Source organism: Desulfonatronum zhilinae, from assembly GCF_900182865.1.
GTDB classification, from domain to species: Bacteria; Desulfobacterota; Desulfovibrionia; order Desulfovibrionales; family Desulfonatronaceae; genus Desulfonatronum; species Desulfonatronum lacustre.
Genome location: NZ_FXUJ01000009.1, coordinates 51,914 through 78,888, shown reverse-complemented (window position 1 = coordinate 78,888; position 26,975 = coordinate 51,914). Strand labels below are relative to the sequence as shown.

Annotated in this window: 22 protein-coding genes; 15 read left to right on the top strand and 7 right to left on the bottom strand. The window is 61.1% G+C overall.

What is annotated here, in order from left to right; genetic code table 11:
• Positions 1 to 119 precede the first annotated feature (119 nt).
• From AC559A_RS09130 to AC559A_RS09120, 3 genes are read left to right on the top strand one after another with little or no spacing between them, the layout of a single operon-like run.
• Positions 120 to 683, top strand: a complete 564-nt coding sequence (locus AC559A_RS09130; protein WP_498817627.1) for a Uma2 family endonuclease — start codon at positions 120 to 122, stop codon at positions 681 to 683.
• A 40-nt stretch (positions 684 to 723) separates the two neighbouring features.
• Complete coding sequence (gene thrC, locus AC559A_RS09125; RefSeq protein ID WP_498817625.1) at positions 724 to 2,187, top strand: threonine synthase; 1,464 nt, start codon at positions 724 to 726, stop codon at positions 2,185 to 2,187.
• 3 nt (positions 2,188 to 2,190) lie between these two features.
• Positions 2,191 to 2,940: a TlyA family RNA methyltransferase gene (locus tag AC559A_RS09120; protein WP_498817624.1), complete on the top strand. Its 750-nt coding sequence runs from the start codon at positions 2,191 to 2,193 to the stop codon at positions 2,938 to 2,940.
• A 7-nt stretch (positions 2,941 to 2,947) separates the two neighbouring features.
• On the opposite strand, the gene AC559A_RS09115 is transcribed toward AC559A_RS09120, so the two are convergent.
• Positions 2,948 to 3,220: a hypothetical protein gene (locus tag AC559A_RS09115; protein ID WP_028571603.1), complete on the bottom strand. Its 273-nt coding sequence runs from the start codon at positions 3,218 to 3,220 to the stop codon at positions 2,948 to 2,950.
• Positions 3,221 to 3,424: 204 nt separating this feature from the next.
• Here AC559A_RS09115 and AC559A_RS09110 point away from each other — a divergent pair, with 204 nt between their 5' ends.
• Positions 3,425 to 3,718, top strand: coding sequence for a hypothetical protein (locus AC559A_RS09110; protein WP_498817621.1), 294 nt, complete (start codon positions 3,425 to 3,427; stop codon positions 3,716 to 3,718).
• A gap of 38 nt (positions 3,719 to 3,756) precedes the next feature.
• On the opposite strand, the gene AC559A_RS09105 is transcribed toward AC559A_RS09110, so the two are convergent.
• Complete coding sequence (locus AC559A_RS09105) at positions 3,757 to 5,205, bottom strand: VgrG-related protein (RefSeq protein WP_498817619.1); 1,449 nt, start codon at positions 5,203 to 5,205, stop codon at positions 3,757 to 3,759.
• A 159-nt stretch (positions 5,206 to 5,364) separates the two neighbouring features.
• Here AC559A_RS09105 and pgm point away from each other — a divergent pair, with 159 nt between their 5' ends.
• From pgm to AC559A_RS09085, 4 genes are all read left to right on the top strand, one after another.
• Positions 5,365 to 7,017 carry a phosphoglucomutase (alpha-D-glucose-1,6-bisphosphate-dependent) gene (gene pgm, locus AC559A_RS09100; protein ID WP_498817617.1) on the top strand — a complete coding sequence of 551 codons (1,653 nt, stop codon included), beginning with the start codon at positions 5,365 to 5,367 and terminating at the stop codon, positions 7,015 to 7,017.
• The gene (locus tag AC559A_RS09095; RefSeq protein WP_498817615.1) at positions 7,018 to 8,679 is read left to right on the top strand and encodes a B12-binding domain-containing radical SAM protein; all 1,662 of its coding nucleotides are present in this window, start codon (positions 7,018 to 7,020) and stop codon (positions 8,677 to 8,679) included.
• 343 nt (positions 8,680 to 9,022) lie between these two features.
• Complete coding sequence (locus AC559A_RS09090; protein WP_498817614.1) at positions 9,023 to 9,586, top strand: chemotaxis protein CheD; 564 nt, start codon at positions 9,023 to 9,025, stop codon at positions 9,584 to 9,586.
• Positions 9,583 to 10,647, top strand: a complete 1,065-nt coding sequence (locus AC559A_RS09085) for a protein-glutamate methylesterase/protein-glutamine glutaminase (protein ID WP_028571599.1) — start codon at positions 9,583 to 9,585, stop codon at positions 10,645 to 10,647. The genes AC559A_RS09090 and AC559A_RS09085 overlap by 4 nt, the downstream gene beginning before the upstream one ends.
• Here AC559A_RS09085 and AC559A_RS09080 read toward each other — a convergent pair.
• Positions 10,601 to 11,254: a class IV adenylate cyclase gene (locus AC559A_RS09080; RefSeq protein WP_498817612.1), complete on the bottom strand. Its 654-nt coding sequence runs from the start codon at positions 11,252 to 11,254 to the stop codon at positions 10,601 to 10,603. The genes AC559A_RS09085 and AC559A_RS09080 overlap by 47 nt on opposite strands.
• A gap of 70 nt (positions 11,255 to 11,324) precedes the next feature.
• On the opposite strand from AC559A_RS09080, the gene AC559A_RS09075 reads away from it, so the two are divergent.
• The 4 genes from AC559A_RS09075 (at position 11,325) to aat (ending at position 16,358) form a co-directional block, all read left to right on the top strand.
• Complete coding sequence (locus tag AC559A_RS09075; protein ID WP_051434394.1) at positions 11,325 to 12,677, top strand: tetratricopeptide repeat protein; 1,353 nt, start codon at positions 11,325 to 11,327, stop codon at positions 12,675 to 12,677.
• A gap of 122 nt (positions 12,678 to 12,799) precedes the next feature.
• Entirely contained in the window at positions 12,800 to 13,102 is a 303-nt protein-coding gene (clpS, locus tag AC559A_RS09070; RefSeq protein ID WP_028571598.1) for an ATP-dependent Clp protease adapter ClpS, read from the top strand.
• A 4-nt stretch (positions 13,103 to 13,106) separates the two neighbouring features.
• Complete coding sequence (gene clpA, locus AC559A_RS09065) at positions 13,107 to 15,386, top strand: ATP-dependent Clp protease ATP-binding subunit ClpA (RefSeq protein ID WP_498817610.1); 2,280 nt, start codon at positions 13,107 to 13,109, stop codon at positions 15,384 to 15,386.
• A 288-nt stretch (positions 15,387 to 15,674) separates the two neighbouring features.
• Positions 15,675 to 16,358 (top strand): leucyl/phenylalanyl-tRNA--protein transferase, encoded by a 684-nt coding sequence (aat, locus tag AC559A_RS09060; protein ID WP_498817608.1) that lies wholly within the window; start codon positions 15,675 to 15,677, stop codon positions 16,356 to 16,358.
• A gap of 90 nt (positions 16,359 to 16,448) precedes the next feature.
• Here aat and AC559A_RS09055 read toward each other — a convergent pair whose 3' ends face one another.
• A complete protein-coding gene (locus AC559A_RS09055; RefSeq protein ID WP_028571595.1) occupies positions 16,449 to 16,946 on the bottom strand; it encodes a hypothetical protein in 498 nt (165 codons plus the stop codon).
• A 365-nt stretch (positions 16,947 to 17,311) separates the two neighbouring features.
• Between AC559A_RS09055 and uvrB the strand changes: the two genes are divergently transcribed.
• Positions 17,312 to 19,339 (top strand): excinuclease ABC subunit UvrB, encoded by a 2,028-nt coding sequence (uvrB, locus tag AC559A_RS09050; RefSeq protein WP_498817717.1) that lies wholly within the window; start codon positions 17,312 to 17,314, stop codon positions 19,337 to 19,339.
• 41 nt (positions 19,340 to 19,380) lie between these two features.
• Here the strand turns inward: uvrB and AC559A_RS09045 are convergent, their stop codons facing one another.
• Positions 19,381 to 19,680, bottom strand: coding sequence for a hypothetical protein (locus tag AC559A_RS09045; protein WP_498817606.1), 300 nt, complete (start codon positions 19,678 to 19,680; stop codon positions 19,381 to 19,383).
• A gap of 52 nt (positions 19,681 to 19,732) precedes the next feature.
• Between AC559A_RS09045 and AC559A_RS09040 the strand changes: the two genes are divergently transcribed.
• Together AC559A_RS09040 and ligA are read left to right on the top strand one after the other, a co-directional pair.
• Positions 19,733 to 20,548: a glycosyltransferase family protein gene (locus tag AC559A_RS09040; RefSeq protein ID WP_498817604.1), complete on the top strand. Its 816-nt coding sequence runs from the start codon at positions 19,733 to 19,735 to the stop codon at positions 20,546 to 20,548.
• Entirely contained in the window at positions 20,545 to 22,596 is a 2,052-nt protein-coding gene (gene ligA, locus AC559A_RS09035) for an NAD-dependent DNA ligase LigA (protein WP_498817602.1), read from the top strand. Before AC559A_RS09040 ends, ligA begins: the two co-directional genes overlap by 4 nt.
• A gap of 13 nt (positions 22,597 to 22,609) precedes the next feature.
• Here the strand turns inward: ligA and AC559A_RS09030 are convergent, their stop codons facing one another.
• Positions 22,610 to 24,490, bottom strand: coding sequence for a YgiQ family radical SAM protein (locus AC559A_RS09030; protein ID WP_498817600.1), 1,881 nt, complete (start codon positions 24,488 to 24,490; stop codon positions 22,610 to 22,612).
• Positions 24,487 to 26,916: a PAS domain S-box protein gene (locus AC559A_RS09025; protein WP_498817599.1), complete on the bottom strand. Its 2,430-nt coding sequence runs from the start codon at positions 26,914 to 26,916 to the stop codon at positions 24,487 to 24,489. The genes AC559A_RS09030 and AC559A_RS09025 overlap by 4 nt, the downstream gene beginning before the upstream one ends.
• Between the last annotated feature and the right edge of the window lie 59 nt (positions 26,917 to 26,975).

Genomic DNA, 26,975 nt, shown 5'->3' with positions numbered 1-26,975 from the left:
GATCGAGCCCCGCCTTCAGGTGCGCCAGGGCAAGGCGCTAACCAATCTTGACCGACGCCTGCCCAAACCGTAATCCGATTCCCGCATTCCATCAGCCGTCAAAAGAAGGAGCGAACATCATGGGCCAACCTCAACCCATATCCCCATTTACCGCCCAGGAGTATTTGGCCTGGGAAGCGGAGCAGGCGGGCAAGCATGAGTATTATTTGGGCGAAGTCTTTGCCATGGGCGGCGCTTCCCGGCGGCATGTGACCGTTGCGGGAAATGTTTTTGCGGCACTTGACCAGATACTGACTGATACCCCTTGTCGTGCCTACATGGCGGACATGATGGTGGAGGCGGTGGCGGGTGAGGTGTATTATTATCCGGACGTGTTCGTGACCTGTGATCCGGTGGATCATCAGGCGGACCGGTTCATGCGCTCGCCGGTTCTGGTGGTCGAGGTGCTTTCGCCTTCCACCGAGGGCTATGACCGGGGGGAGAAGTTTGCCAGGTATCGCTTGATCCCGTCCTTGCGAGAGTACGTGTTGATTGATCCGGAACGCTTGGCTGTGGATATCTTTCAGCGCACGGACGAGGGCGTCTGGACTTTGCGTGATGTGCTGGCTGAAAAGCCGTTGCATTTTGACAGTTTGAAGCTGGAGATTGCTTGGCAACGGGTGTTTCGGAACGTGACGGAGTAGGGGTAAGTGTTTTCAACAATCAAACCATAGAGCCGATATCATGAACACGATTTACGACCAGTTTCCGTCCCGCCGGGGGCGGATGGAGTATGTTTGTCTGGGCTGCGGGGCCCGGTTGGATATTGATGAATTGTATTACACCTGTCCGCAATGCAACGAGGTTTTGCTGCTGGAAGATCTGGACTTCGACGACTTGCGGCAAACGAAGCCCGGGCAGTGGCGGGAGACTTTTGATTTGCGGGCCGCTACCAGGCGTCCGGAACTCAAGGGGATATTTCGGTTCTACGAACTGATGGCCCCGGTACTGGAGCCGGAGGACATCATCTGGCTGGGGGACGGGAATACGCCGATCATTCCCGCGTCCCCGGCCTTGGCCGGGCATGTGGGCCAGGAGCTGGCCTTCAAGAACGACGGCCAGAATCCCAGCGCTTCGTTCAAGGACCGGGGCATGGCCTGCGCCTTCAGCTATCTCAAGGCCCTGATCCGGCGGCACGGCTGGGACCAGGTGCTTACGGTCTGCGCTTCCACCGGGGACACTTCGGCGGCCGCGGCCCTGTACGCCGCCTATGTGGGCGGGGCCGTGAAGAGCGTGGTGCTGTTGCCCCAGGGCAAGGTCACCCCGCAGCAGCTGGCCCAGCCTTTGGGCAGCGGGGCCGTGGTTCTGGAGTTGCCCGGCGTGTTCGATGACTGCATGAAGGTGGTGGAGCATCTGGCCGAGAACTACCGGGTGGCTCTGCTCAACTCCAAAAATGCCTGGCGCATCCTGGGTCAGGAATCCTATGCCTTTGAAGTGGCCCAGCACTACGGCTGGGATCTGGCGGGCAAGGCGGTGTTCGTGCCCATCGGCAACGCGGGCAACGTCACGGCGATCATGAGCGGTTTTCTAAAATTGCACGACCTGGGGATCATCGAGAACCTGCCCCGGATTTTCGGGGTGCAATCATCCCACGCCGACCCGGTGTATCGGTATTATCACGAAGCCGATCCGGCCAAGCGGACGTACCGGCCCGTGACCGTGCGGGCCAGCGTGGCCCAGGCGGCGATGATCGGCAATCCGGTCTCCTTCCCCCGGGTGCGCCATTTGGTGGACCGGTACGAGCAGGCCGGGGGGCCGGGACTGTTTCATGTGGTCCAGGTGGAGGAACAGGCCGTGATCGAGGGCATGCTCCTGGCCAACCGTCACGGACACATTGCCTGCACCCAGGGCGGGGAGTGTCTGGCCGGGCTGTTGCGGGCCCGGGAGCTGGGCCTGATGCAAGCCGGGGAAACCGCGGTGCTGGATGCCACGGCCCATGCCCTGAAGTTCATCGGATTCCAGGAAATGTACTTTGAGAACAGCTTCCCGCCGGAATACGGGATTACGCCCAAAGAGGAACTGATGAACGCGCCGCAACGGGTCCTGTCTCCGGAGGTCAAGGCCGAACTTCCGGCCCAGGAGTTCACGGTCCAGGCGGCCCAGGCTGTGGCGGGCGTGCTCGGCTTGCAGGTCAGGGAGCGAGGGTAGGCCTTGCCGGCCAAGGTTCGGGCCGACCAGGCCCTGGTGGAGCAGGGTCTGGTCGAAAGCCGGGAGCAGGGCAAACGGCTGATCATGGCCGGGCGGGTGTCCGTGGTGCAGGGCGGTTCAGCCCGGCCCGTGGACAAGCCCGGCCAACCTCTGGCCCCGGATGCGGAACTGCGGGTCGCCGCCGGGGAGCGCTTCGTCAGTCGGGGCGGGGAAAAGCTGCTCACGGCTCTGAAGCATTTCGGTCTGGACGTCCGGAACATGGTCGCCCTGGACGTGGGCGCGTCCACCGGCGGGTTCACGGATTGTCTCCTGCAGCACGGCGCGGCCAAGGTCTACGCCGTGGACGTGGGGCGGGGCCAACTGCACTGGAAGCTGCGCCAGGATGCGCGGGTGGTCAATCTGGAAGGGGTGAACTTTCGCCATGCCGGACCGGACCTGCTGCCCGGGCCCGTGGACCTGATCGTCGCGGACTGCTCCTTCATCTCCCTGCGCCTGATCCTGCCTGCCTGTCTGCACTTCCGCAAACCAACCACGGAAATCATCGCCCTGATCAAGCCCCAGTTCGAGGCCGGACCGGGGGTCGGGGACAAGGGCGTGATCCGCGACCCGGAAGTCCGGGAGAGGGTGGTCGCGGATGTCCGCTCCCATGCCGAAGAGGTGTTGGGGCTGACCTGCCTGGGGATCGTCCCGTCCGGGATTCTTGGCCCCAAGGGGAACCAGGAGTATCTGGCGCGTTTCGGTGGGGGAAGGTGAGCGAGGCTTACGCGGGGCCAACAGCCGGAAGCGGATCGCGATTGCGGACGTTGTCTCGCCAGGTATTCAGCGGAGCGCAACACCCCTTGCCCTGGAGCAGGGCCTTTCGAGAGGCCCCGCCGCTGACGGGATCCTGCATCAGGCGACAATTATAGCGAACGTTCTCCGCGTCCCAGACAATTTCCGGACAACGCGGCAGATAGCCGTGCTTGCGGTGGGACTCCATGCATTGATCCGTAAGGCAGCACCATCCGCAACCGACGCAGGGTTTAGTCGGCATGAAAAACGTTCCCTTGGACGCGGATCGTCGTGATGATCCCGAGTGGACAATGCCGGGAGGAGGCAGGATTGTTGCTGGTGGACACGATGCGGCTCTCAAGATGCGTGTTGTGAGGGACTGAAGTGTTGAGTATGCGCCTGTTTCGTGAAAACATCCAGCACCCAAACAACATAACCGGTTCACACCGAAACAGGAGTCGCCGCGATGGATCAGCAGGAAATCGTCCGCGTATTTGAGGAATTTTTTGAAAAGTACAAGAAAACCGAAGGGGATCGGAGTTCCTGGTCCGCGCACTGGACCGAGCAAATGCCTTCCGGGGCCTCGGTGGAAGTGAACATGACCAAGTGTCCCAAGGGGACGACGTTCAAGGTCTTCAAGAACGGTTCCAAGCTGGGTGAAATCAGCGGGTGGGATGCGTTTTTTACGCAGATGGAAGGGATGGTCGGAGAAGACTGGGACGTGGAGACGTTTTTCGACTCCATGCGGGATTTTTCCTGACCGTGCTCAGCCAGGAGCTGGTAAATGATTCAGGCCGTTCAGACCAAGACATCCCGCTCTTCGGGCAACATGGCCAGGGCCAGTTGCATTTCCTGCTCGAAGCGGTTCTGGACCGCGGAGCGCACGGCCTGGGTGGAGCCGGTGAATCGGGTTTTCCGCTCGCTGTAGATGGCCTGGATCAGGTCGCTCTCGCGAGGGGGGGCGTTGGCGGAAACGGTGTCCAGAGCGCGTTGGAAGATGTTCGCGGCTCCGTTGACGCCGTGCTGCACCGCCGTGCTCCAGAGTACTTCCCGCAGGGCCGGGGAAGCCTGGTTCGGATCGATGCCGGTGCGGCGATTTATCAGGTTGGCCGCGGGATCGTAGTAGGTCTTCTGGGTGAAGGCGTGCTGCAATCCGGCGAACCGTTCCGGGTTTTCCCGGTGGATGCGCTTCCATTCCGCAGGCATGGCTCCGGTGCGGCCTTTGGTGTTGGCCGGCCCCGCCTCGCGCAGCCGCTTGGCCCATTGAGGGGCCTCGGAGTCCAGGAATTTGAGAAAGGCATCCATGCCGCCCATCCTGGAAGACAGTTGGTACGTGCCGTAGCAGGTGCCGCCCAGGCGGTCATAGCCGATGGCGTCCGGGCGACTGGCGGACTCGAACCGGGCCGCCAGAATCCCGGGCTGGGACTGTGAAATGCTTTGCTCCGTTGGGTCGGCGGCCTTCTGTTCCAGGAAGGGCGTCGCGGCCTGGAGCGATGACCCTCCGTCCGCCGTCCCGTTGCGCCCGGCATGCAGCCGCTCGGTCGGTGTCGCGTGGCCGGGGTGGGCCGGGCCCAAATCGCGGCGGGTTGAATGGTCAATTTTTTGGCGCAAGCCGTCCACTGAATACTGGGGCGTGTACGCGGAAATGGCCCGGCGCAGGGTGGACGGGTTCGCGGGCGACGGCGCGGGGGGAGAGGGCGGTTGCACCACCGCGGACTGGATCAGGGCTACCAGAGCCGCCGGGGAACCGATCAGGGAACTTGCCCCGGGGTTTTGCGGGGAGCCGGTGACATGGCCGATCAGTTGAGAGAGGGGATCAGGCCCGCTCGCACCTGGAGCGCCGGTTCCGTTCAGCATTGGGGCGAGAGAGTCCAACACGGTCTTTTGCAGGGTTTCCGGAATCTGTTCCGAGACGGTTTTGGAGATCGATTCCGGGAGTATTCCCGGGAGTTTTCCCGTAGCTGTTTCCGGGGCGGCATGTGTCGAGGCGGCTTTCCGGCTCATGTGCGTCAAGGGGGATGTGCCCGACAGCAATTGGGCTGTTGGATCAGCGGATGGTCCGCCTCCCTGCTGGGGAAGATCGCCCATGGATTGAATGGCCGAGGCGTTCAAGGACATCTTGAGCATCTCGGCCAAAAAGTCGGCGTTCTGACGCTGTTCCGATCCCGGCGATTGGCCCGAGAGCGGAGACGGTTTGTGCTGTTGGCCGGGGAATAGCAAGGGCGACCAGGGTTGGTTGACGATCATCTCCTCTTCCTTTCCTCTTCCTTGGTTGTGAATTGTTCCCTGAAGTTCTACAAAATCCGGGCCAGTCGTTTCTGGTGCCGCGACGTTGGCGGAGGACCTTTCGCCCGTCACTCTGCCTCGTCCATTCTCCCTACAAGAACTCATTCTCCAGGAGGTCCCATGCCCGTTCATCCCTTGGCCGGAAAAATCGCTCCCCAAGACATGCTGCCCAATATTCCCCGCGCCCTTTCCCGATACTACACTCTGGAGCCGGACCCGGGCCTGGCCGAGGAACGAGTGGCCTTCGGCACTTCGGGGCATCGTGGCGTGGCCGAGGCCCGGTCCTTCAACGAGGCGCACATCCTGGCCGTGACGCAGGCGGTCTGTGAGTACCGGACCGGGGCCGGAATAACCGGGCCGCTGTTTCTGGGCATGGACACCCACGCCCTGTCCGAGGCGGCTCTGGCCACGGCTCTGGAGGTGTTTGCGGCCAACGACGTCCAGGTCATGATTCAGAAAGGATTGGGCTACACTCCCACCCCGGTGATTTCCCACGCAATTTTGACCTTCAATCGCGACCATGCCGGATCCCGGGCCGACGGAGTGGTGATCACGCCCAGCCACAATCCTCCGGAGCACGGCGGCTTCAAATACAATCCCCCCCACGGCGGCCCGGCGGACACGGACGTGACCAAGGTCGTGGAGAACCGGGCCAACGAACTGTTGGAGCAGAATCTGCGCGGCGTGAAGCGCGTGTCCCTGGCGCGGGCTTTGGCCGCAAAGACCGTCCAGGAATATGATTATATCGCGCCGTATATCGCCGACCTGGCCGATGTGGTGGACATGGAAGCCATTGCCCGGGCCAAACCGCACCTGGGCGTGGATCCCATGGGCGGCTCGGGGATCGCCTTTTGGGAGCCCTTGGCCGAGCGCTACGGTTTGGATCTGACCGTGGTGAACACGAACCTGGACCCGCGCTTCGCCTTCATGCCCCTGGACAGGGACGGGGTGATCCGCATGGATTGCTCTTCCCCGTATGCCATGGCCGGACTCCTGGAGCAAAAGGACCGTTTCGACCTCTGTTTCGGCAACGATCCGGACTATGACCGTCACGGCATCGTCACCCCGGCCGGGTTGATGAACCCGAACCACTATCTGTCCGCTGTCGTGGCCTATCTCTTTGCTCACCGCCCGCAATGGAGCGCGAAGGTGCGAGTGGGCAAAACCGTGGTCACCAGTTCCATGCTGGACCGGGTGGCGGCCTCTCTGGGCCGGGAGGTGCACGAAGTGCCCGTGGGCTTCAAGTGGTTCGTGCCCGGGCTGCTGGACGGCAGCCTGGGACTGGGTTGCGAGGAGAGCGCCGGAGCATCGTTTCTGCGTAAAAACGGCTCGGTCTGGACCACGGACAAGGACGGGCTGGTCATGGATCTGCTGGCCGCGGAAATGCTGGCCGTGACCGGCAAGACGCCTCAGGAACTCTATGACGATCTGGCGGACAAACTGGGCAGGCCGGTCTACGAGCGGCGTCAGGCCCCGGCGGATCTGGCCCGGAAAAAGGCCTTCAAATCCATGACCCCGGAGATGGTCCGGGCGGATACGCTGGCCGGGGAGCCGATCACGGCCGTGCTGACCAACGCTCCGGGCAACGACGCATCCATCGGGGGCCTGAAGGTGGTCGCGGCCAACGGCTGGTTCGCGGCCCGGCCGTCGGGAACCGAGGACATCTACAAAATCTATATCGAAAGCTTCCGCGACCAGGCGCATTTGGAGCGACTGGCCGAGGAGGCCCAAGCTTTGGTGGACGCCGCGTTTCAAGCGGCCGGCGTGGTCTGATTGCCCTCCATTCTTCTCATTCATCCCCCGGTGGCCAAGGCCTGCGAGCCGCCGGGAGGCATTGCCGCATTGGTCGGAACCCTGGAGCGGGCCGGAGTGGACTGCGCGGTTCTGGACCTGAATCTGGAGGGGCTGAGGGGATTGATTCGGGCAGACGTGGCCGGAGACGACGCTTGGACCCGGCGGGCCGCGCGCCACTGGGACCGGAACCTCGACGCGATCCGCCGCAGGGAGACCTATGACTCGCCCGATCGCTACGCCCGGGTGGTCGCGGACCTGAATCGCCTGGTGGAGCGGTCCGTTCCGGACGTTCCGGACGGTCCGGACGCGGGCATCCGGATTTCCCTGGCCAACTACCAGGACGACCGCTTGGCTCCCACGCGGAGCCGGGATCTGCTGCGGGCCGCGGAAACCCCGGAAGCCAATCCCTTTCTCCCCGTTCTCGGGCCCCGGCTGACTCGGGCCATGGAGACGCTTCAGCCCTCAGCCGTGGGCTTTTCCCTGAATTATCTGAGCCAGGCTCTGTGCACCTTCGCCCTGATTGGTTTCATCCGTCGCCGCTGGCCGAATACGGCGGTCCTTTTGGGCGGCGGGCTGGTCACCTCGTGGTCCGGGAGACTGACCAAAGCAGATGAGCCACTGACGGGTTGTGAGCTGAAGCCGTCGAGCGAATCGGTGGGGGCGACTTCAGGGGACGCATCATCAGGGGACGTTTCAAGGGATGCTTTAAAAACCCTGGATGGTCTTTTTTCCGGACTGGTGGACGCGGTGATTTCCGGGCCGGGGGAAGGCCCGCTGCTCCAATGGCTCGACAAGGCCGCGCCAGGAAAGGTTCCACCCGGACTCCCGGACTATGGTCTTTTTCCCTTGAACGATTATTTCGCGCCGGGGCTGATTCTGCCCTATGCCGCTTCCCGGGGGTGCTACTGGAATCGGTGCGCCTTTTGTCCGGAACCGGCGGAGGGCAACCGGTACGCTCCCGTGGGCCGCGGCCGGGTGGTGGATGACCTGCGGACCTTGGCCGAAAGACATCGGCCCGTGCTGCTGCATCTGGTGGACAACGCCCTGAGCCCGGCTCTGCTGGACGAACTGATCCGCACCCCGCCGGGACCTCCCTGGTATGGTTTCGTCCGATTTTTCCCGCGTCTCGCGGACCCGGAGTACTGCCGCGCCCTGCGCCGGGCCGGTTGCGTGATGCTCAAGCTGGGGCTGGAGTCCGGCAGTCAGGCCGTGCTGGATCGGGAAAACAAGGGCGTGGACCTGGCCTTGGCCGAGGGGGTGCTGGAGAGTCTGCGCGCCGCCGGGATAGCCCGTTACGTTTACCTGCTGTTCGGCACGCCCTCGGAGTCCGAGTTCGAGGCCCGGGCCACTCTGGAATTTACGGTCCGGAACAGCCGCGCCATCAGCTTTCTGAACCTGGCTTTGTTCAATCTGCCGTTGGCCGGGCGGGGGCGAGCCGAATTGGAGGTTTTGCCGTACGATGACGATCTTTCCCTGTATGCCGGCTTTCAGCATCCCGAAGGCTGGGATCGTCCCTTGGTGCGTCGGTTTCTAGACCGGGAATTCAGACGTCATCCAGCCATTGCCGCGATTTTGCGCCGCGACCCGCCCTTGTTCACCTCCAATCACGCCCCCTTTTTTGGGGAACGTTCGGAAGCCTGAACTGATCCAGGGATTACCGATGCGAAGGTTTTTGTAACTACTCAGCACAGAGTAATTCTGTTGCCGGGGTCGGAATCGGGATCGAAAACGCTGGGATACGTTCTCAATTCCTGTTTCGATTCCGACTCCGATAGCGAAGCGCCGACCCCGATACCGATTGCCGGAGCAAGAGCGGACACAGAATGGACTGAGTCGTTACAGGTTTTTTTGCTTACGGATTGATAGCCTTGAGGAAGTCGGCTATCTTGGGATGCGCCGCGCTGTTTTTCGCCGAAGCCTCCTTGTGGGGGGCAGTGTCGCGAATATCATCCGCGCATGAAAGTGTGGGGACAAGGTTTTTCAAATGACGGATTTTTCAAACTATCCGGTTTTTCATCTCCATATCGGAGAATGTTTCCTGTCCAAGGACCCCACGCTGGTCTGCACGGTGCTGGGGTCCTGCGTCGCGGTGTCCTTTTTTCAACCGGCCATTCCTCTGGGGGGCATATTTCATGCCCTGCTGCCGGACTCGACGGATTATAACGGCGAGAATGTCGCCAAGCAGCCCTGTCGGTTCGTGAATCACTCCATTCAGAGCATTCTCTCGGCCGTTGAGCGACACGGCGGACGGCGCAAGGACATTCAGATCAAGGTCTTCGGCGGCGCGGAACTGTTTGGGTTCACCGGTGGTAAACGTTCTTCCTCTTGCAGCGTCGGACGAAAGAACGTTCAGATGGCGATCATGGAACTGGAACGAGCCGGGCTGCGGGTCATGGCCTCGGATGTCGGCGGCCCGGTGGGTCGGAAATTATATTTTTTGAGTCATACGGGCGAGGTTTGGGTCAAGCGGATCAAACGTTCTATTTTTCCGGATGATCGAACCGTCTGTTCCAATTCAACAATCCAGCAAAACGAGTCAGGCCGATGAAACAGCAAATCAAGGTGCTGGTTGTGGACGATTCCGCCCTGGTCCGGCAAACGCTGATTGAACTGCTTTCCTCGGACCCGGGCATCGAGGTGATCGGGGCCGCCGGAGATCCGTATGCCGCGGTGGAACGGATGAAAGAGATCGTTCCGGACGTGATCACCCTGGACGTGGAAATGCCGCGCATGGACGGGCTGACCTTTTTGCGCAAGATCATGGCCCAGCATCCGATTCCGGTGATCATCTGCTCCACGCTGACCGAACAGGGGGCGGAAACCACCCTCAAGGCCTTGGAGTACGGCGCGGTGGAGATCATCCAGAAGCCCAAGGTCGGGACGAAGAAGTTTTTCGAGGAGTCCCGGATTCGCATCTGTGACGCGGTCAAGGCCGCGGCCAGCGCCAAGCTGCGGGTGTACACGCCGGTCACGGTCAGGCCTAAACTGACCGCGGATGCCGTGATTCCCTCCATGAGCCACCAGCCAAAGGCCATGGTCAAAACCACGGAAAAGGTCGTGGTGGTGGGGGCGTCCACCGGCGGAACCGAGGCCTTGCGCATTCTTCTTGAGGCCTTGCCCATGGATTGTCCGGCCATCGCCGTGGTCCAGCACATGCCCGAGAACTTCACCGCGGCCTTTTCCAAGCGCCTGGACGGAATCTGCCGAATCACGGTCCGGGAAGCCCGGGACGGCGACACCATGCTCCGTGGACAAGCCCTGATCGCGCCCGGAAACCGGCATATGCTGCTCAAGCGCAGCGGGGCCAGGTATTATGTGGAAATCAAGGATGGACCGCTGGTTTCACGGCACAGGCCGTCAGTGGACGTCCTGTTCCGCTCCGCGGCCCGGTATGCCGGAGCCAACACGGTAGGCGTGATCATGACCGGAATGGGGGACGACGGGGCCAAGGGCATGCGTGAGATGTTCGACGCCGGGGCCCATACCGTGGCCCAGGACGAGCAAAGCTGCGTGGTGTTCGGCATGCCCAACGAGGCCATCAAGCTGGGCGGGGTGCGCAAGGTCATGCCCCTGGGAAATCTGGCCGGAGAAATACTGCGCATGGGGTGAGCCTTTCATCTGCCTCCCGCAACGCCGCCAAGGCCGTGTTGCGTTGCGTCTTGGAAAAAAGAAACCTATCATTGTTCGGTTCGCCCAGAGTTCGGCAATGCTCCTGATACATCCGCATGTAATTCCAGGTGGATGACTCCAACCCATCCAGGCCGAGTCGGTGAGCGGTCCGCTCAATGGATTCCGGCGTTCCCTCAAGCTCCACGACCTGGGTGAAGGGCAGCGTATCCAGGCAGATGGTGCAGGACTGCCATTCCCATATCGCCCGAATCTTTTCATAGTGAAATACGATGACATATCCCAACAGCTCCAGAATGCCGCGCATCGAAGCCAAGTCGGCGACTTCCGTCTCCAATTCCTCGAGCACTTTGAACCGCGGATCCAGCGGCACGGCGGCATCCGGCTTCTTTTTCACCGTCAGCGTGGCCCCGTCCGCTCGGCGCAGGCGAAGCAGGATCTTCGCGGCCCGCAGCCGTAGGTCCGGGGTGTCGAACAGCCAATTTTCCTCAAGGTGGTGGGCTCGAAACGTCGCCCCCGCGTCCAAAAGAAGTCCGCAGACGTCTTGCAGGTTCGGTTTTAAATATTTTTTTTCAACTTCAAGGGACATGCGATGATCCTTTGTTCAACGACCGCGCCGCTTGGCGTGGTTGAATGGTTGGCTCCCAAGGAGGTTGTCGATGTATGAAAATCAGTTGGCCGCGATGCAGCAACTCAAGAAGTACGAGGTGGTGATCAAGGATTTCGTGTTGGATCAGCGCGGGTATTGCCTTGTCTTTACCGATGATACCATCGCGGTGAAGATTCTGCGCAACACCTTCGCCAGCCATCTCCAGTTGAAGGACTGCATGCGACTCGCGCTGCGCGAGGACGAACTGCTCAAGGATACCCGCCGGATTGTCGACATCAAGGGGAAGCCGCTGTTTTTCATCGAGCGCGTCGTCAACAACCGCAGCAACAACCAGTTGATCAAGTTTTTGAAGACCACCTACCCGGAATCCTATATCATTTTGATGACCACGGAGGCGGATCGAAATCTCCTGGTTTATCTGCATGAAATAGGAGCCGACAATTTTATCGTCAAACCGGTTTCCGTGAATACGCTCATCGAGAAGATCGCCTTGACCATCCGCCCTCAGGGGCAATTACCCAAGCTGGTGGGGCACGGCAAGGATTTGATTCAAAAGGGAGAGTATGAAAAAGCCCTGGAAGTGGTGGAGAAAATTCTGGAAATCAAGCCCAACAGTTCCGCGGCCTTGATGATCCAAGGAGACGCCTTTCTCCGGATGGGGCGCGACGCCGAGTCCCTGCAGTCCTATCTCCACGCGGCCCAACAAGCCAAGATGTACCTGGAGCCGTTGAAAAAGATCGTTGAATACTTTCGGGAAAAGAACGACCTCCAGGCTCAACTGGAATACCTGGAAAAACTGGAACGTCTCAGCCCGATGAACATGGACCGCAAGATCGAGATCGGTGAGCTGCATCTGGAACAGGGGAACACAGAGGAAGCCGATGCGTATTTCAAGGAGGCGGTGAAGATTTCCACCAAGCAGGCCAGGGACATGCTCGATCATGTCAAGCTGACCGTGGCCGAGGCCTGCCTGAAAAAAGACGCGGCCCTTGCCGAAAAGTATTTTCGCGAAATACTGGACGGGAAGTCCACCTTGACCCAGTCGGATGTTCATGTTTTCAACAGACTGGGCATCGCGTTGCGCAAGCAGGGCAAGTGGGAGCAGGCCATCAAGGAATTCAAGAAGGTCCTCAACGTGGCCGCTGATACGGATATCGTGCATTACAACATCGGCATGGCCTACATGGAGGGCGGGCGGTTCTGGGACGCCCACGACGCGTTCGAAAAAGCCTTGAAGGTCAACAAGATCAACATGCTCTCCAACGACATCACCGCGTTCAACATCGGGGTGGCCATGCAGCAGGTTCGGAAAAAAGACCAAGCCCTGGCGCTGTTCCTCCGGGTCAAGGAGCTCAATCCGGACTTTTCCGGAATTGACAAGCGCATCGCGGATGTTAGTTAGGAGACGAGTCCGAAGGAATCCGAGGTATCCCTTTCCGGTCGAGGCGAAACGACGATGGGTGCTCGGATTCTCTTTTTGTCGAATGGATCGCTGAAGATAAGGATGAACCGTTGAGCGTCGAAATATCCGATCCCCGGATCGAGGGAGACATTGAGGTTGACGACCTTCTGGACCTGCCGAAGCGGTACAAGGTCCTGCTGCACAATGACGACTACACGACCATGGAGTTCGTCGTGCATGTCCTGAAGGTGGTCTTTGGAAAGATCGAGAACGAAGCCGCCGCGATCATGCTCAAGGTGCACCAGGAGGGCATGGGGATTTGCGGGGTCTACACCGCGGAGATCGCCGAGGCCAAGGTGGCCCTGGTCCGGCACATGGCCAGAAAGAACGGTTTTCCGCTGAAATGTACCATGGAAGAGGAATAGATATATGGTGAGCAAGGAATTGCAACGCTCGTTTCTGGTCGCGGTGCGCGAAGCCAGGGTCCGCAACCATGAGTTTCTGACCCTGGAGCATCTGCTGTACGCAATGATTCGGAACTCCACGGCCAAGGACATCCTGGAGCATTGCGGCGTGGAGTTGGTCAAGCTGAAGGGGCAGTTGGAACGTTTTTTTCTGGATCACATGCAGATCATGCCGGCGGGCGGAATGACCGAGGTGGTCCAGACCCCCAGCCTGCAACGGGTCATTCAGCGGGCGATTCTGCACGTCCAGTCCTCGGGCAAGGTCGAGGTCAGCGTGGGCGACGTCCTGGCTTCCATTTGTCAGGAACAGGAATCCTACGCCAATTACTTTCTGCAATCCTATGGCGTGGACCGACTGGATATTCTGGAATACATCTCCCACGGCGTTCCCACCCACGACCATCAGGGCCAGCCCGAGGATGAGTCTTGCACGAAGTGCCGGACCCAGAGCCAGAAACAGAAGAAAGAATCCTTTCTGGAGCAGTTCACCGTGGACCTGGTGGCCAAGGCCAAGAACGGCGAGATCGATCCCCTGGTGGGCCGAAAACTGGAACTGCACCGGACCATGCAGATCCTGGCCCGGAGGCGCAAGAACAATCCCATCTACGTGGGCGACCCCGGCGTGGGCAAGACCGCCCTGGCCGAAGGGTTGGCGCTGCGCATCGCCGAAGGGGACGTGCCGGAGTATTTGGGCAAGGCCAAGGTGTACGCCCTGGACATGGGCGCGGTGCTGGCCGGGACCAAATACCGAGGTGATTTCGAGGCCCGGATCAAGGGCGTGCTCAAGGAACTGGAGTCCGTTCCTGACGCGATTTTGTTCATCGACGAAATCCACACCATTGTCGGTGCCGGTGCCACCAGCAGCGGGAGCATGGACGCCTCCAACCTGCTTAAACCGGCCCTGGCTTCGGGCAAGCTGCGCTGCATCGGCTCCACCACCTACGAAGAGTTCAAGAATCACTTTGAAAAGGACCGGGCTTTGTCCCGAAGGTTCCAGAAAGTGGAAATTCCCGAGCCCAGTCGGGACGAGACCGTGCAGATATTGCAAGGGCTGCGGCCGTACTACGAGGAGCACCACGGGGTGCGCTACGCGCCAAGTTCCCTGGAGGCCGCGGTGGACCTCTCCATGCGCCACATCAACGAACGTTTTCTGCCGGACAAGGCCATCGACGTGATCGACGAGGCCGGCGCGGTGTTCAAGCTCAATCCCAAGATTCGCAAGAAAAACCTGATCCGGCCCCTGGAAATGGAACAGGTCGTGGCCCGGATGGCTCGAATCCCCGAGACACGGGTTTCGGCCTCGGACAAGAGTCAACTCCAGGAGCTGGAAGGACGGCTGAAGGACGTCATTTTCGGACAGAACGAAGCCGTGGAGAGTCTGGCCCGGGCCATCAAACGCTCTCGGGCCGGGCTGGGTGCGGAAAACAAGCCCACCGGCTGCTTCCTGCTTACCGGGCCCACGGGAGTGGGCAAGACCGAGCTGGCCCGCCAAGTGGCCCAGATTCTGAACGTCAATTTCCTGCGCTTCGACATGAGCGAGTACATGGAGAAGCACGCCGTGGCCCGGCTGATCGGCGCGCCGCCCGGATACATCGGCTTCGAGCAGGGCGGCCTGCTCACGGACGCCATCCGCAAGCACCCGCATACCGTACTCCTGTTGGACGAGATCGAGAAGGCCCATCCGGACCTGTTCAACATCCTGCTTCAGGTCATGGACTACGCCACCTTGACCGACAACGCCGGACGCAAGGCCGACTTCCGGAACACCATCCTGCTGATGACCTCCAACGCCGGGGCCCAGGACATGTGCGCCACGAGCATCGGGTTCGGCGAGCCGGGCAAGGACGACGACCGCGGCCACCTGAGCAAGAAGGCCGTGGAAAAGCTGTTCACCCCGGAGTTTCGTAACCGGCTGGACGCCACCATCTGTTTCCACTCCCTGACCACCGAGGTCATGGAAAAAATCGTGACTAAATTCGTGGATGAGCTGAACACGCAGCTCAAGGACAAGAAGGTGGTCGTCACCCTGGCCCCGCAAGCTTTGACCTGGCTGGCGGAACGCGGCTTTGACTCGTCGTTCGGAGCCAGACCCCTGGGCCGCTTAATCCAGACCTCCATCAAGGACCCCTTGACCGACGAGATCCTGTTCGGTCGATTGGTCAAAGGCGGCACGGTGCGGGTGGACGCTCCGGCTGCGGATCAAGATCAAGGCGAGGACGAAGCCTTGGTGTTTGAATTCGCCTGAACGATTTGTATTCGACTCCAATACAAGGGCCGAGCCATGCTTGTGGCTCGGCCCTTTCGCATTGAGGCGAAACCTTTCCCGCTAATCGCCCCAGGCTCTTCCCTTTTCGTAACTACTCAGCACAGAGTAATTCTGTTGCCGGTGTCGGAATCGGGATCGGGATCGAAAACGCTGGGATGCGTTCTAAATTCTTCCTGTTCCGATTCCGATCCCGATACCGACCCCGACACCGATTGCCGGAGCAAGATCGGACACAAAATGTACTGAGTAGTTACCCCCTTTTCCACCATGCCCGTCCATGCACTGCATCCTCAGATCATTTTCCCTCCGGTGGAACAAGCCGAACCGGACGGGTTGCTGGCCGTGGGCGGGGATTTGTCCCCGGAACGGTTGCTACATGCCTACAGCAAGGGCATCTTCCCCTGGTACGGGCCCAACTCGCCGATTCTTTGGTGGTCGCCGGATCCGCGCCTGGTGTTGTTTCCGGAAGAACTGCACGTCTCCCGCAGCCTGCGCAAGGTTTTGCGCAGGGAACCATTTCAGGTTTCCTTTGACCGGGCATTTTCCGAGGTGATCGGCCACTGCGCCGTCGCTTCCAGGCCGGATGGCCCGGGAACATGGCTGGTGCCGGAAATGCAGCTGGCCTACACCCTGTTGCATGAGGTCGGACTGGCGCATTCCGTGGAGGTCTGGGAGGACGGGGAACTGGTCGGCGGACTGTACGGCGTGGCCCTGGGCCGCGTTTTTTTCGGCGAATCCATGTTTCACCTGCGTCCCAACGCGTCCAAGGTCGCCCTGGTCCATCTTGTTCAGCGATTGCGACGCTGGGATTTCCGGCTGTTGGATTGTCAGCAGACCACGGCGCACATGCAACGCTTTGGGGCCAAGGAGATCCGCCGTTGGCAGTTCATGGCCATCCTGGAAGAGGCCACGATCCAGCCGACCATTTTTGGCCGGTGGACGGAGGCTTGATGATGGGGAGGATGGGCGCACCTATGTGTGCGCCCATCACGGGATGACGGCCTACACCAGGGCGGACACACAGGTCCGCCCCTACATTTTTCAGGCGGCTTCCCGTCCGTTGGCCTCCATCAGCGGTTCATGCTGACCGAGGTCGTACAGGCCATGGACCGGGAAGGGCAGGGTGAACTGGGGGACGGTTTCCAGGCGAATCCGGCCCACGCTTTTGCCTTCGGGAACGTCGGACAGGGCGGCCAGCCCCTTGGGGATGGGGAAGTCCAGGGCGCAGGCCGAGATGGAGGCCAGCTTTTCCCCGTAACGGTGTTGCAGGTAGGCGACCAATTGATCCCGCTCCTCGGCGGTGAAGGCCTCCAGGAGGACTTTTTTGCTGTTTTCATGAGGAATCGGAGTGTCCGCCTGCATCGGTTCGCCCAAGAGGTGGTCCCAGTCATAGGCGTCCAACTCTTCGGGCTTCCAGCCGGCCCGGTACAGATGAACTTCGACGTTGCGTCGCCCTTTGAAGCTCTTGATGGCCATGGTCATCACGTGAGCCCGGGGGACAGACGGTTCTTTTTCAGGACAGAGAATGTTCAGTTCCATGTGGTTCCTCTCATAACATGAGTGCAATAAGGTTTAGCCGGGAAATGCCGTTTCTGGTTCAAAGCTTCTCTTTCGATATCGGGGTCGGAATCGGAATCGGGGTCGAATCAAGGTTATGGCGAACAAACAGTATCGATCCCGATGCCGATACCGATTCCGCCCCCGATAACTGCATTGTTTCAAGCGAATACCGCATTACCGAAGGATAATTGGCATATGATGACAGCCCAAGTGGAAATCTCTAGACTGCGACCGTCCATTTGGTTCACGAGTCGACTCGCCGTTGGGTTGATAATGAACGTGAATCCAACATTTTTTCCTATCATCCGACGCCACGTACCGCAATGACGACCTCTTCCGGCCCTTTGCCCACAACTCCGTTTGAACTGATCAGTCCATACAAGCCCCAAGGCGACCAGCCCCAGGCCATCGACGCCCTGGTGGCCGGGGTTCGGTCCGGTGAAACGCATCAGGTTCTGCTGGGCGTGACCGGATCGGGCAAGACCTTTACCATGGCCCAGGTCGTTGCCCGGCTGGGGCGTCCGGCCCTGGTCATGGCCCCGAACAAGACCCTGGCCGCGCAGCTCTTCAATGAGTTCAAGGAGCTGTTCCCCAATAACGCCGTTGAGTATTTCGTCAGTTATTACGACTATTACCAGCCCGAAGCCTACCTGCCGCACAGCGACACCTACATTGAGAAGGACTCCTCCATCAACGAGGAGATCGACAAGCTGCGTCATGCCGCGACCCATGCCCTGCTCACCCGTCGGGACGTGCTCATCGTGGCCTCGGTGTCCTGCATCTACGGCCTGGGATCGCCGGAATACTACGCCAAGATGGTCATTCCCATCGAGGCCGGGCAACGGCTCTCCATGGACGACCTGCTGGGCCGCTTGGTGGAGGTGCTCTACGAGCGCAACGACATCGACTTCCACCGGGGCACCTTTCGGGTCCGGGGCGACAGCCTGGACATCATCCCGGCCTACAGCCACGAGCGGGCCTTACGGTTGGAGTTTTTCGGCGACGAGTTGGAGACCATCCACGAGATCGACCCTCTGACAGGGGAAACCCATTGCCAAATCCAGAAGACGGTGATCTTTCCGGCCAGCCACTATGTCTCGGACAAGGAGAACCTGCTGCGAGCCATGGCGGATATCCGGGACGAACTCGGGGAGCGGCTGCGCCTGCTCAAGGCCGAAAACAAGCTGGTGGAGGCCCAGCGTCTGGAGCAGCGGACCATGCTGGACCTGGAGATGATCGAAGAACTGGGCTACTGCACCGGGATCGAAAACTACTCCCGGCATCTGGACGGCCGCCGGGCCGGACAGCCTCCGGCCTGTTTGCTGGACTACTTTCCCTCGGATTTTCTGCTGTTCCTGGATGAATCCCACATCACCGTGCCCCAGGTCGGCGGCATGTACCACGGCGACCAGTCCCGCAAGAAAACCCTGGTGGACTTCGGCTTTCGTCTTCCTTCGGCCCTGGACAACCGGCCGCTGAGCATCCAGGAGTTCTGGGAACGGGTGGGGCAGGTGGTCTATGTCTCGGCCACTCCCGGCCCCTTTGAACTGGAACAAAGCAACGGCACGGTGGTGGAGCAGATCATTCGCCCCACCGGACTGGTGGACCCGGAGGTGGAGGTCCGTCCGGTGCGGGGGCAGATGGACGACCTGCTGGCCGAGTGCAAGCTGCGCGAACAAAGGGGGGAACGGGTTCTGGTGACCACCCTGACCAAGCGGATGGCCGAGGATCTGACCGAGTACCTGCAAAACATGGGCATGAGCGCCCGGTACATGCATTCGGACATCGACACCCTGGAACGGGTGGCCATCATCCAGGCTTTGCGCAAGGGAGAATTCACCGTGCTGGTGGGCATCAACCTGCTCCGGGAGGGGCTGGACCTGCCCGAAGTCTCCCTGGTGGCCATCCTGGACGCGGACAAGGAAGGTTTTTTGCGCTCGTTCCGCTCCCTGATCCAGACATTTGGCCGGGCCGCCCGCAACGTCCAGGGCCGGGTGATTCTCTACGCGGACAAGGTCACGCGCTCCATGGCCGAGGCCATGGAGGAAACCGCCCGCCGTCGCCAGGTCCAGCAGGAGTTCAACGCGGCCCACGACATCGTCCCGACCACGATCATCAAGGGCATGGACAACATCCTCGGTCACATCTACGCCGAGGCCAGGGACAAGGACCAATCCGCGACCCTGCGCGAAGCCGGGGGCAAATACGGCGACGCAAACCTCTCCCCCAAGGACATGGCCCGCCGGATCAAAAGCCTGGAACGGGAGATGCGCGTCGCGGCCAAGGAACTGGAATTCGAACGCGCCGCGGCCCTGCGCGACGAAGTGGCCCTGTTGCGGCGCAAGATGCTGGATGGAGATGGGGGGAGTTGATGTGCAAGTGCGGGAGGGCGAGGACGGACGAGAGTCGTCCGTTATCCGACTTCAGCCATGCTCCTGGGGGAGTGTCGTTCAGTCGGCAGGAGATGGACGGCGCCTTTGGGGAGGTGGGCGATCAACTCAAGCTGTCCCCCAAGGGCCTCGACGATGCGCCGGAGCGTACTGATCCCGATTTCCTCCCGGGCTTCAGCTTCAGGAGTACATTGATTGTCCGTAAGCGCCGAGCAGAGTTCTTTTTGCGTCAAGCCGGTCTGCCTTCTAATCTCGGCCATGAGCATTTCCGTCAGAATTTCCTTGGCCTTCAAGTCCGCCCGAGCCAGACGTTCAGGGGGCATTTTGGATTCCAATTCGTTGAATTGTGTGATCGCATACATGCAAGAGAACGTAATGATCTCCGTCGATTTCTGTCAAGACGACCAGCATAAAGAAAGCGAATCCAGCTTGAGGTCGGACGCTGCTTCGTGTGCCGACAAGCAGCCCGTCGTCGTCATCCTGCATTACGGACGCCCCGAGGTGACCCGGCGTTTGCATCGTCAGTTGCTTAGCAGCGACCCTGGTTGGCGGGAGCGGATCATGGTTTTGGACAATCATGCTCCGGAGCCCTATCCGCAAGCTTGGCGGCGCTTGGACGCAAACCTGTTCTGGGCCGGGGCCCTGGAGTACGTCCTGCTGCTGGGCCGGGAAAGCGGATGGTCCCATGTCTGGTTTTTGAACAACGACGCCTTTTTCATTTCCAACCCACCCTTTTTGGAACGGGCCTGGCAACGGATGCTCCGTTTGGAGCGGACCATCGGCCCGGTGGGCATCTATTCTCCGGCATTCGAGCACCATCCGTATCATCCCCAGATGATCGCCGATACGGCCCGGGCTTATCGCCGCGCCACCGTGCTGGACGGGGTGGCCCCTTTGATCAGCCTGGAGTGCTGGCAAGCCTTGGGTGGGCTGGATTGCACGGATAATCCCCGCGGCTACGGCGTGGACCTGTGGTTTTCCCTGCGGGCTTCCCGGGCGGGGTGGCCGGTGGTCGTGGACCATCAGGTCCGAATGCGCCACGTGTACCACTCCGCGGCCAGGGACGTGCCCGGATTTCTTGAGATTGCCGCACGCCGGGAACGGGAATATCTTGCGGCCCGTCTGGGCCCGGACCATGTCGGGATTCTGCGCCAAGCCCAAAACACTTTCATTGACGAGGATCGACTGTGAGGCCATCTGATCACGACCCCGGCAAGCGGATGCACGAACTCGCCGCGTTGATTCGCTACCATGATCATCGGTATTACGTGCTGGACGATCCGGAGATCGGCGACGCGGAATACGATGCGCTGTTCCGGGAACTCCGGACCCTGGAAGAGCGGCATCCCGAGCTGGCGGACCCGGATTCGCCCACAAAGCGCGTCGGCGGGGAGGCGTCGCGGGCTTTCCGGCCTTTTGCCCATTCCCTGCCCATGTACAGCCTGGACAACGCCTTTGCCCTGGAGGAATGGCGAGCGTTCGTGGCTCGTCTGGGCAAGGCGCTGCCTGGAGAAGCCTTGGCCTTTTGGGCGGATCCCAAGCTGGACGGATTGGCCGTGGAAGTGGTGTACGAGCAAGGGCGCTTCCTTCGGGCCGGAACCCGGGGCGACGGCGTCACGGGCGAGGATGTCAGCATGAACCTGCGAACGGTGCGCAATCTGCCGCTGCGGCTTGACGCCCAGGGGGCCGTTCCAAGTCTTTTGGAAGTGCGTGGTGAAGTGGTCATGCGCCACGAGGACTTTGCCCGACTGAACCGGGAACAGGCCGATGCCGGGCGCAAAACCTTCGCCAATCCGCGCAACGCCGCTGCCGGTTCGGTGCGCCAGCTGGACCCGAGGATCACCGCTGAGCGTCCTCTTCGCTTTTACGCCTATGGCGTGGGCCTGGTGGAGTGGCCTGAGGGCGCACAAGGTTGGGCGACGCAAAAAGAGATTCTGGACGGCTTGCGGGCTTTGGGATTTTCCGTTCCGGAACATTCCGGGCTCTGCTCCGACCCGACGGACGTGGAGCGCCACTACGCCGACGTGGCCCGGCTCCGGGACACCCTGGCCTACGAAATCGACGGGGTGGTGGCCAAGGTCAACGATTTGGAACAGCAGCGCCGCCTGGGGGCCACGGCCAGGGCTCCGCGCTGGGCCTTGGCCTGGAAGTTCCCGGCCGGCCAGGCCGTGACCCGATTGCTGGACATTCAGGTCCAGGTTGGCCGGACCGGGGTTCTGACGCCGGTGGCCGTGCTGGAGCCCGTGGCCTTGTCCGGGGTCACGGTGTCCCGGGCCACCCTGCACAATGAGGACGAAATCCGGTCCAAGGACTTGAGGCTTGGCGACATGGTCGTGGTCCAGCGGGCCGGGGACGTGATCCCCGAGGTGGTCGGCCCGGTGGTGGAAGAGCGCACCGGAGGGGAGCATGCGTTCTTCTTTCCCCATGTCTGCCCGGCCTGCGCCACCCCGGCGGTACGCCTGCCCGGGGAGGCGGCCTGGCGCTGCCAGAACCTGGCCTGCCCGGCGCTGTTGCGGGAAAGCCTGGCCTACTTCGTGTCCAAGGCCGGGCTGGATGTGGAGGGCCTGGGCCGAAAATGGGTGGAGATCCTGGTGGACAAGGGCCTGATCCACACTCCGGCGGACATCTTCCGGCTCCGGGAAGAACACTTGCTGACCCTGGATCGGATGGGGCCCAAGCTTGCCGGAAACATCATCGCCGCCATCGCCCAGGCCCGGGACCGGGCGGATCTGGCGACGCTGATCCGCGCCCTGGGCATCCGCCATGTGGGTGCGCAGACCGCCCGGGTCCTGGCGGACCATTTCCCGGACCTGGACGCCCTGGGCCGGGCGGACCGGGAAACGCTGCAACGGCTCCCGGATATCGGACCGGAGGTGGACGCCTCCATCCACGGCTTTTTCACCAACCCGGACAATCAGCGGCTTCTGGAGGAACTGCGGGAGCTGGGGCTTTGGCCGAGCGCCGGGGATCAGGAGAGAGCGGCCCGAAAACCGGATTCCCCGTTCGTCGGCAAACGGGTTCTGTTTACCGGAACCCTGCCCGACATGTCTCGAACCCGGGCCCAGAAGCTGGTGGAACAGGCCGGGGGAACGGTGGTCGGGGCGATTTCCAAGAAGGTGGATTTTGTCGTCGCCGGAGCCGAGCCCGGGGCCAAGCTGACGAAAGCCCGTGAGCTGGGGCTGACGGTTCTGGACGGGGCGGAGTTTTCGCGGATGGTGAAGCAGGGGGATGAAGGGTGAAGAGGCTTGGTGCTCAGCCGCTTCTTCCGTCACCTTGCTTTTTCGGTTTTCGCGGTCCGGATCGTGATTGGGGTTCGACCAGCATTCGGTGTTGGGCCTGACGCTGGGCGTCGGTGCGGGCCACGAACAGTGGGTTGCCCCGTGGGTCCTTTCCGGCGTGGTACATGGCCGTGGCCATGGTGCCGGGGGTCGGCACGAAGCATTGGACCTGTTGCGGCCGCCAGCCTTTGCGGCGCAGCCAGTCGGCCAGGGTGGCCATGTCCTGGGCCGTGCATCCGGGGAAGGCGCTCATCAGGTAGGGGACGACGAATTGCTGTTTGTCCGCCTGGGCGGACTGGCGCTGAAACAGGCTCAGAAACTGCTCGAACACGCTGAAGCCGGGCTTGCGCATCAGGTGGAGCACCTTGTCGGAGGCGTGTTCCGGGGCCAGCTTGAGCTGGCCCCCCACGAACCGGCGGATCAGATGCTCAGCGGCTTGCGGGTCTTGCAAAAGCAGGTCGAAGCGCACCCCGCTGGCCACCCGCACGTGGCGCACCTTCGGCAAGCGGCTGACATCCTCGAGCATGGCCAAAGTCGCCTGCTGGTCAACGCGGAAATGACGGCAGATCGTCGGATGCAGACAACTGGCCCGACGACAGGGGCCGGGTTTTCCGTCCGGCCCTTTCTTTCCAGCTTCTTTTCCCTCTATTTCTGTTTTTTCGAGGGCGCAAACGGCCCGCCACATGTTCGCGCTGGGGCCGCCCACGTCGCTGATCACCCCCTTCCAATTCGGCGCGGCGCTCATCCGCGCAATTTCTTCCAGAATGGAGCGTTTGCTCCGGGAGCTGATCCGTCGGCCTTGGTGCAGGGCCAGGGAACAGAACGAGCAGCCGCCTCCGCAGCCGCGATGGGTGGTGACGCTGGAGGCGATCATTTCCGCGGCGGGAATCGGCTTGGTATAGGACGGATGGGCGCGGCGGGCGAAGGGCAGGTCGTAGAGCGCGTCCATTTCCGTTTCCGTGAGCGGGGCGGCCGGGGGAGTGAGCACCAGGAGTCGGTCTCCGATCCGGTGCAGGGCCGTATCCTTGCCCTGGTGGACATGCTCTTCCAGCAGCGCGGTGGCCTGGAGCAGGGCGTCCGGGGAGGCCAGGATGGTTTCGTGGGAAGGCAGTTCCAGGGTGGAAGGGAGCGGAGGCAGTTCTTCCGGGCGGCAGACAAAGGCCGCGCCGGGAATCTGGAGCAGGGTCTCAATGTCCAGGCTGACTGAAGGGCCGACGGAGAGTTGGGCGGGCGTGGAGCCTGGATCGGCGGTCTGGCCCAGGTTTTGGTCCAGGTTCTGATCTAGGCGCTGGGCCAGCTCCAGAATGCCGCGTTCGGCCATGCCGTACAGCAGCAGGTCGGCCTTGCTGTCCAGGAGGATGGAGCGGCGGACCTTGTCCGTCCAGAAGTCGTAATGGGCGATGCGCCGCAGGGAGGCTTCGATGCCGCCCAGGGCCACGAACAGCCCGGGAAAGGCCCGGTGCAGCAGATTGGCGTAGACGATGCACGCCCTGTTCGGCCGGGCTCCGGCGCTCCCTCCAGGGGTATAGGCGTCGTCCCGGCGGAGCTTGCGAAACGCGGTGTAGTGGGCCAGCATGGAGTCCAGCGCCCCGGCCCCGACCCCGGCGAAAAGCCGGGGACGTCCCAATCGCTGGACGTCATCCAACGTATCCCAGCGCGGCTGGGCCACGATCCCCACCCGAAAGCCGTGGGCTACCAGCCACCGGCCTAAAAGCGGAACACCGAAGGCCGGATGGTCGACGTAAGCATCCCCGCTGACCAGCAGCACGTCCAACTCGTCCCACCCCAAGGCGTCCATTTCCGCACGGCTCATGGGCAGGAATTCCGGTTGGGGCCGCGGCGTGGGGCGCTTCATGAGGTCCGTCCGTCACTCTGCCCGACAGCCCGTTCCAAAACTTTCTCCAAATCTTCCATCCTGACCGGCTTGGCCAAATAATCGTTCATCCCCGCTTCCAGGAACTTCTCCCGGTCTCCGAGCATGGCGTAGGCGGTCAGCGCGATGATCGGCATACGCCGGTAGGAGGGTTGAGGGCTGAAACCTGAGAACTGAAGGTCGGAGCTTCGCTCTTTGACGTTCATCGCCTGATCTCCATCCTTCAACTCCTGATTCCCTCTTTCTTGTTCCAACCTCCTGATCTCTCGCGTTACTTCCAGTCCGTTCATTACCGGCATCTGGATATCCATCAGGATCACATCGACGTCGTGGGCCGCGAGCAGATCCAGTGCCTGGCGGCCGTCCTCGGCCAGGATCACGGCGTATCCGGCCTTTTCCAACAGTTTCATGATCGGCAGGGCATTGGACGGTTCGTCTTCGGCCAGGAGAATACGTAGTTTCAGCCCGCTCTCCGTAAGTCGCTTCGATTCGTGTTGGTCAAGGACGCCTTCGCCCTTGGGAAGTTTGAAGGGCAGAAGCACATTTACTGCGGTTCCTTCGCCGAGCGTGCTGGTCACGGAAATTTTCCCGCCCATCAGTTCCACAAGGTGCTTGACTATCGGCAGGCCAAGGCCAGCGCCCTGAAAATTGCGCGTGTGCGATTCCTCGACCTGAAAGAACGGTTCAAAGAGGTCTTTCACCTTGTCTCCCGGAATACCGATGCCGGTATCCGCGATGGTGAGCAGCACATTGACGCTGTCATTCATGTCGGATTCCAACGAAGTCATTGCAACACGGATATGTCCCTTGTCGGTGAATTTCAGGGCGTTGCCGACCAGGTTGAAGAGAATCTGTCTGACTCGCGCCTCGTCTCCGACAAGCTTGGGTGGTAAGGCGGGGTCGATGCTGCAATCGAGTTCCACTCCCTTGGTTCTGGCATTGAAGGTGAAAAGGCCGGAAACGGAATCGGCAAGCTCCCGGACCATGAATTCGGCCTCATGGATCGTCATCTTGCCCGCCTCGACCCTGGAAAGATCCAGGATGTCCGACAGCAGCCTGGTCAACCGCTCCGCCGAGGCTGTGCATAGCTGGACATACTGTCTTTGGTCGACATCCAGGGAAGTGGTCTCCAAAAGCTGCATCATGCCCATGATTCCGTTGATGGGAGTGCGGATTTCATGGCTCATGTTGGCCAGGAATTCGCTCTTGGCTTTGTTGGCGGCTTCGGCTTGCTCCTTGGCCAGACGAAGGGCTTGCTCCGCCATTATGCGCTCCGTGACGACCTCGGTATACACGACTATCCCCCCAACCGAGCCATCCTGTTCATACCAGGGCCGACACTCCCAGCGAGTCCACTCCACGCTGCCGTCAGAGCGATGGTATGGGTCGTCCTCGGCGCTGGACACTTCTCCGGCAAACGCCCTTTGGTGAACTTTTCTCCATTTTTGCGGCAGGTCGGGAAACACTTCGTAGTGATGCCTTCCGATGACGTCTGTTTCTTGAACCCCGTATTCCTGGAGATAGCGCTGACTTACGTAAATGTATCTCAAATCCCGGTCGTGGACGGCGACGGCGCTGCGCATGTGCTCCACGATGTAGTTCAGCAAGTCGCGTGAATGATGCAGCGCCGCCTCGGCTCGCTTACGCTCGGTGATGTCGCGACAAACGCAGAAAATAAGTTTTCGCCCTCCGATCACGGCTCCGTTGGTGCTGATTTCAACGTCATAAAACGTGCCGTCCTTGCGTCGGTGGCGTGTTTCAAAGTGATCCCCTTCTTCGTCGACTTTTCGGAACATTTCGAGAAGCTGTTCGCGGCCCCAGTTGATCTCCCAATCCCAAACGTGGAGTCGCCGGACCTCTTCCGGGGAGTAGCCCAGCGTTTCAGCATATCTTTTGTTGGCTTCGTAAACGCTCCCATCCTCGTTCAGAACCACGATCCCGTCTCTTGACTGATCAACAAGGATGCGACGCCGGACGACCTCCTCCCGCAGCGCTTCTTCCGCCTGTTTCCGCGCGGTGATGTCCTGGGTGAACTCCTGGCAGGCGACGATCCGTCCATTCCCATTCTTGACGGTGCGGACATTTTGGAACACCCAGAAGAACGTCCCGTCTTTGCGGCGAAATCGGCACTCCTGGTTGGCCGCCTCGTCCTTGTCCTCCAGAAGACGAAGCAACGAATCCCGGTCCCGCGGGTCGGCATGGATTTGAGCGGCGATATCCGTAATGGACGCGATCAGTTCTTCCGGGCTAGCATAGCCGAGCATCATGGCCATGGCCGGATTGGCCGAGATGAAGCGGCCTTCCGGCGTGGACATGGAGATGCCGATGGGCGCGTTCGCCAGGATGTCCTGGGCGTCAGGAAATGTTGGTTGGTCGGGGTCTGGTTCAGAGGGGCGACTCCAGGTCATGCGGCCTCCGGCAAAGTTGGGGGCTGTAGGTTTTCTGGGGACGGAGCGGGTTCTTGCCC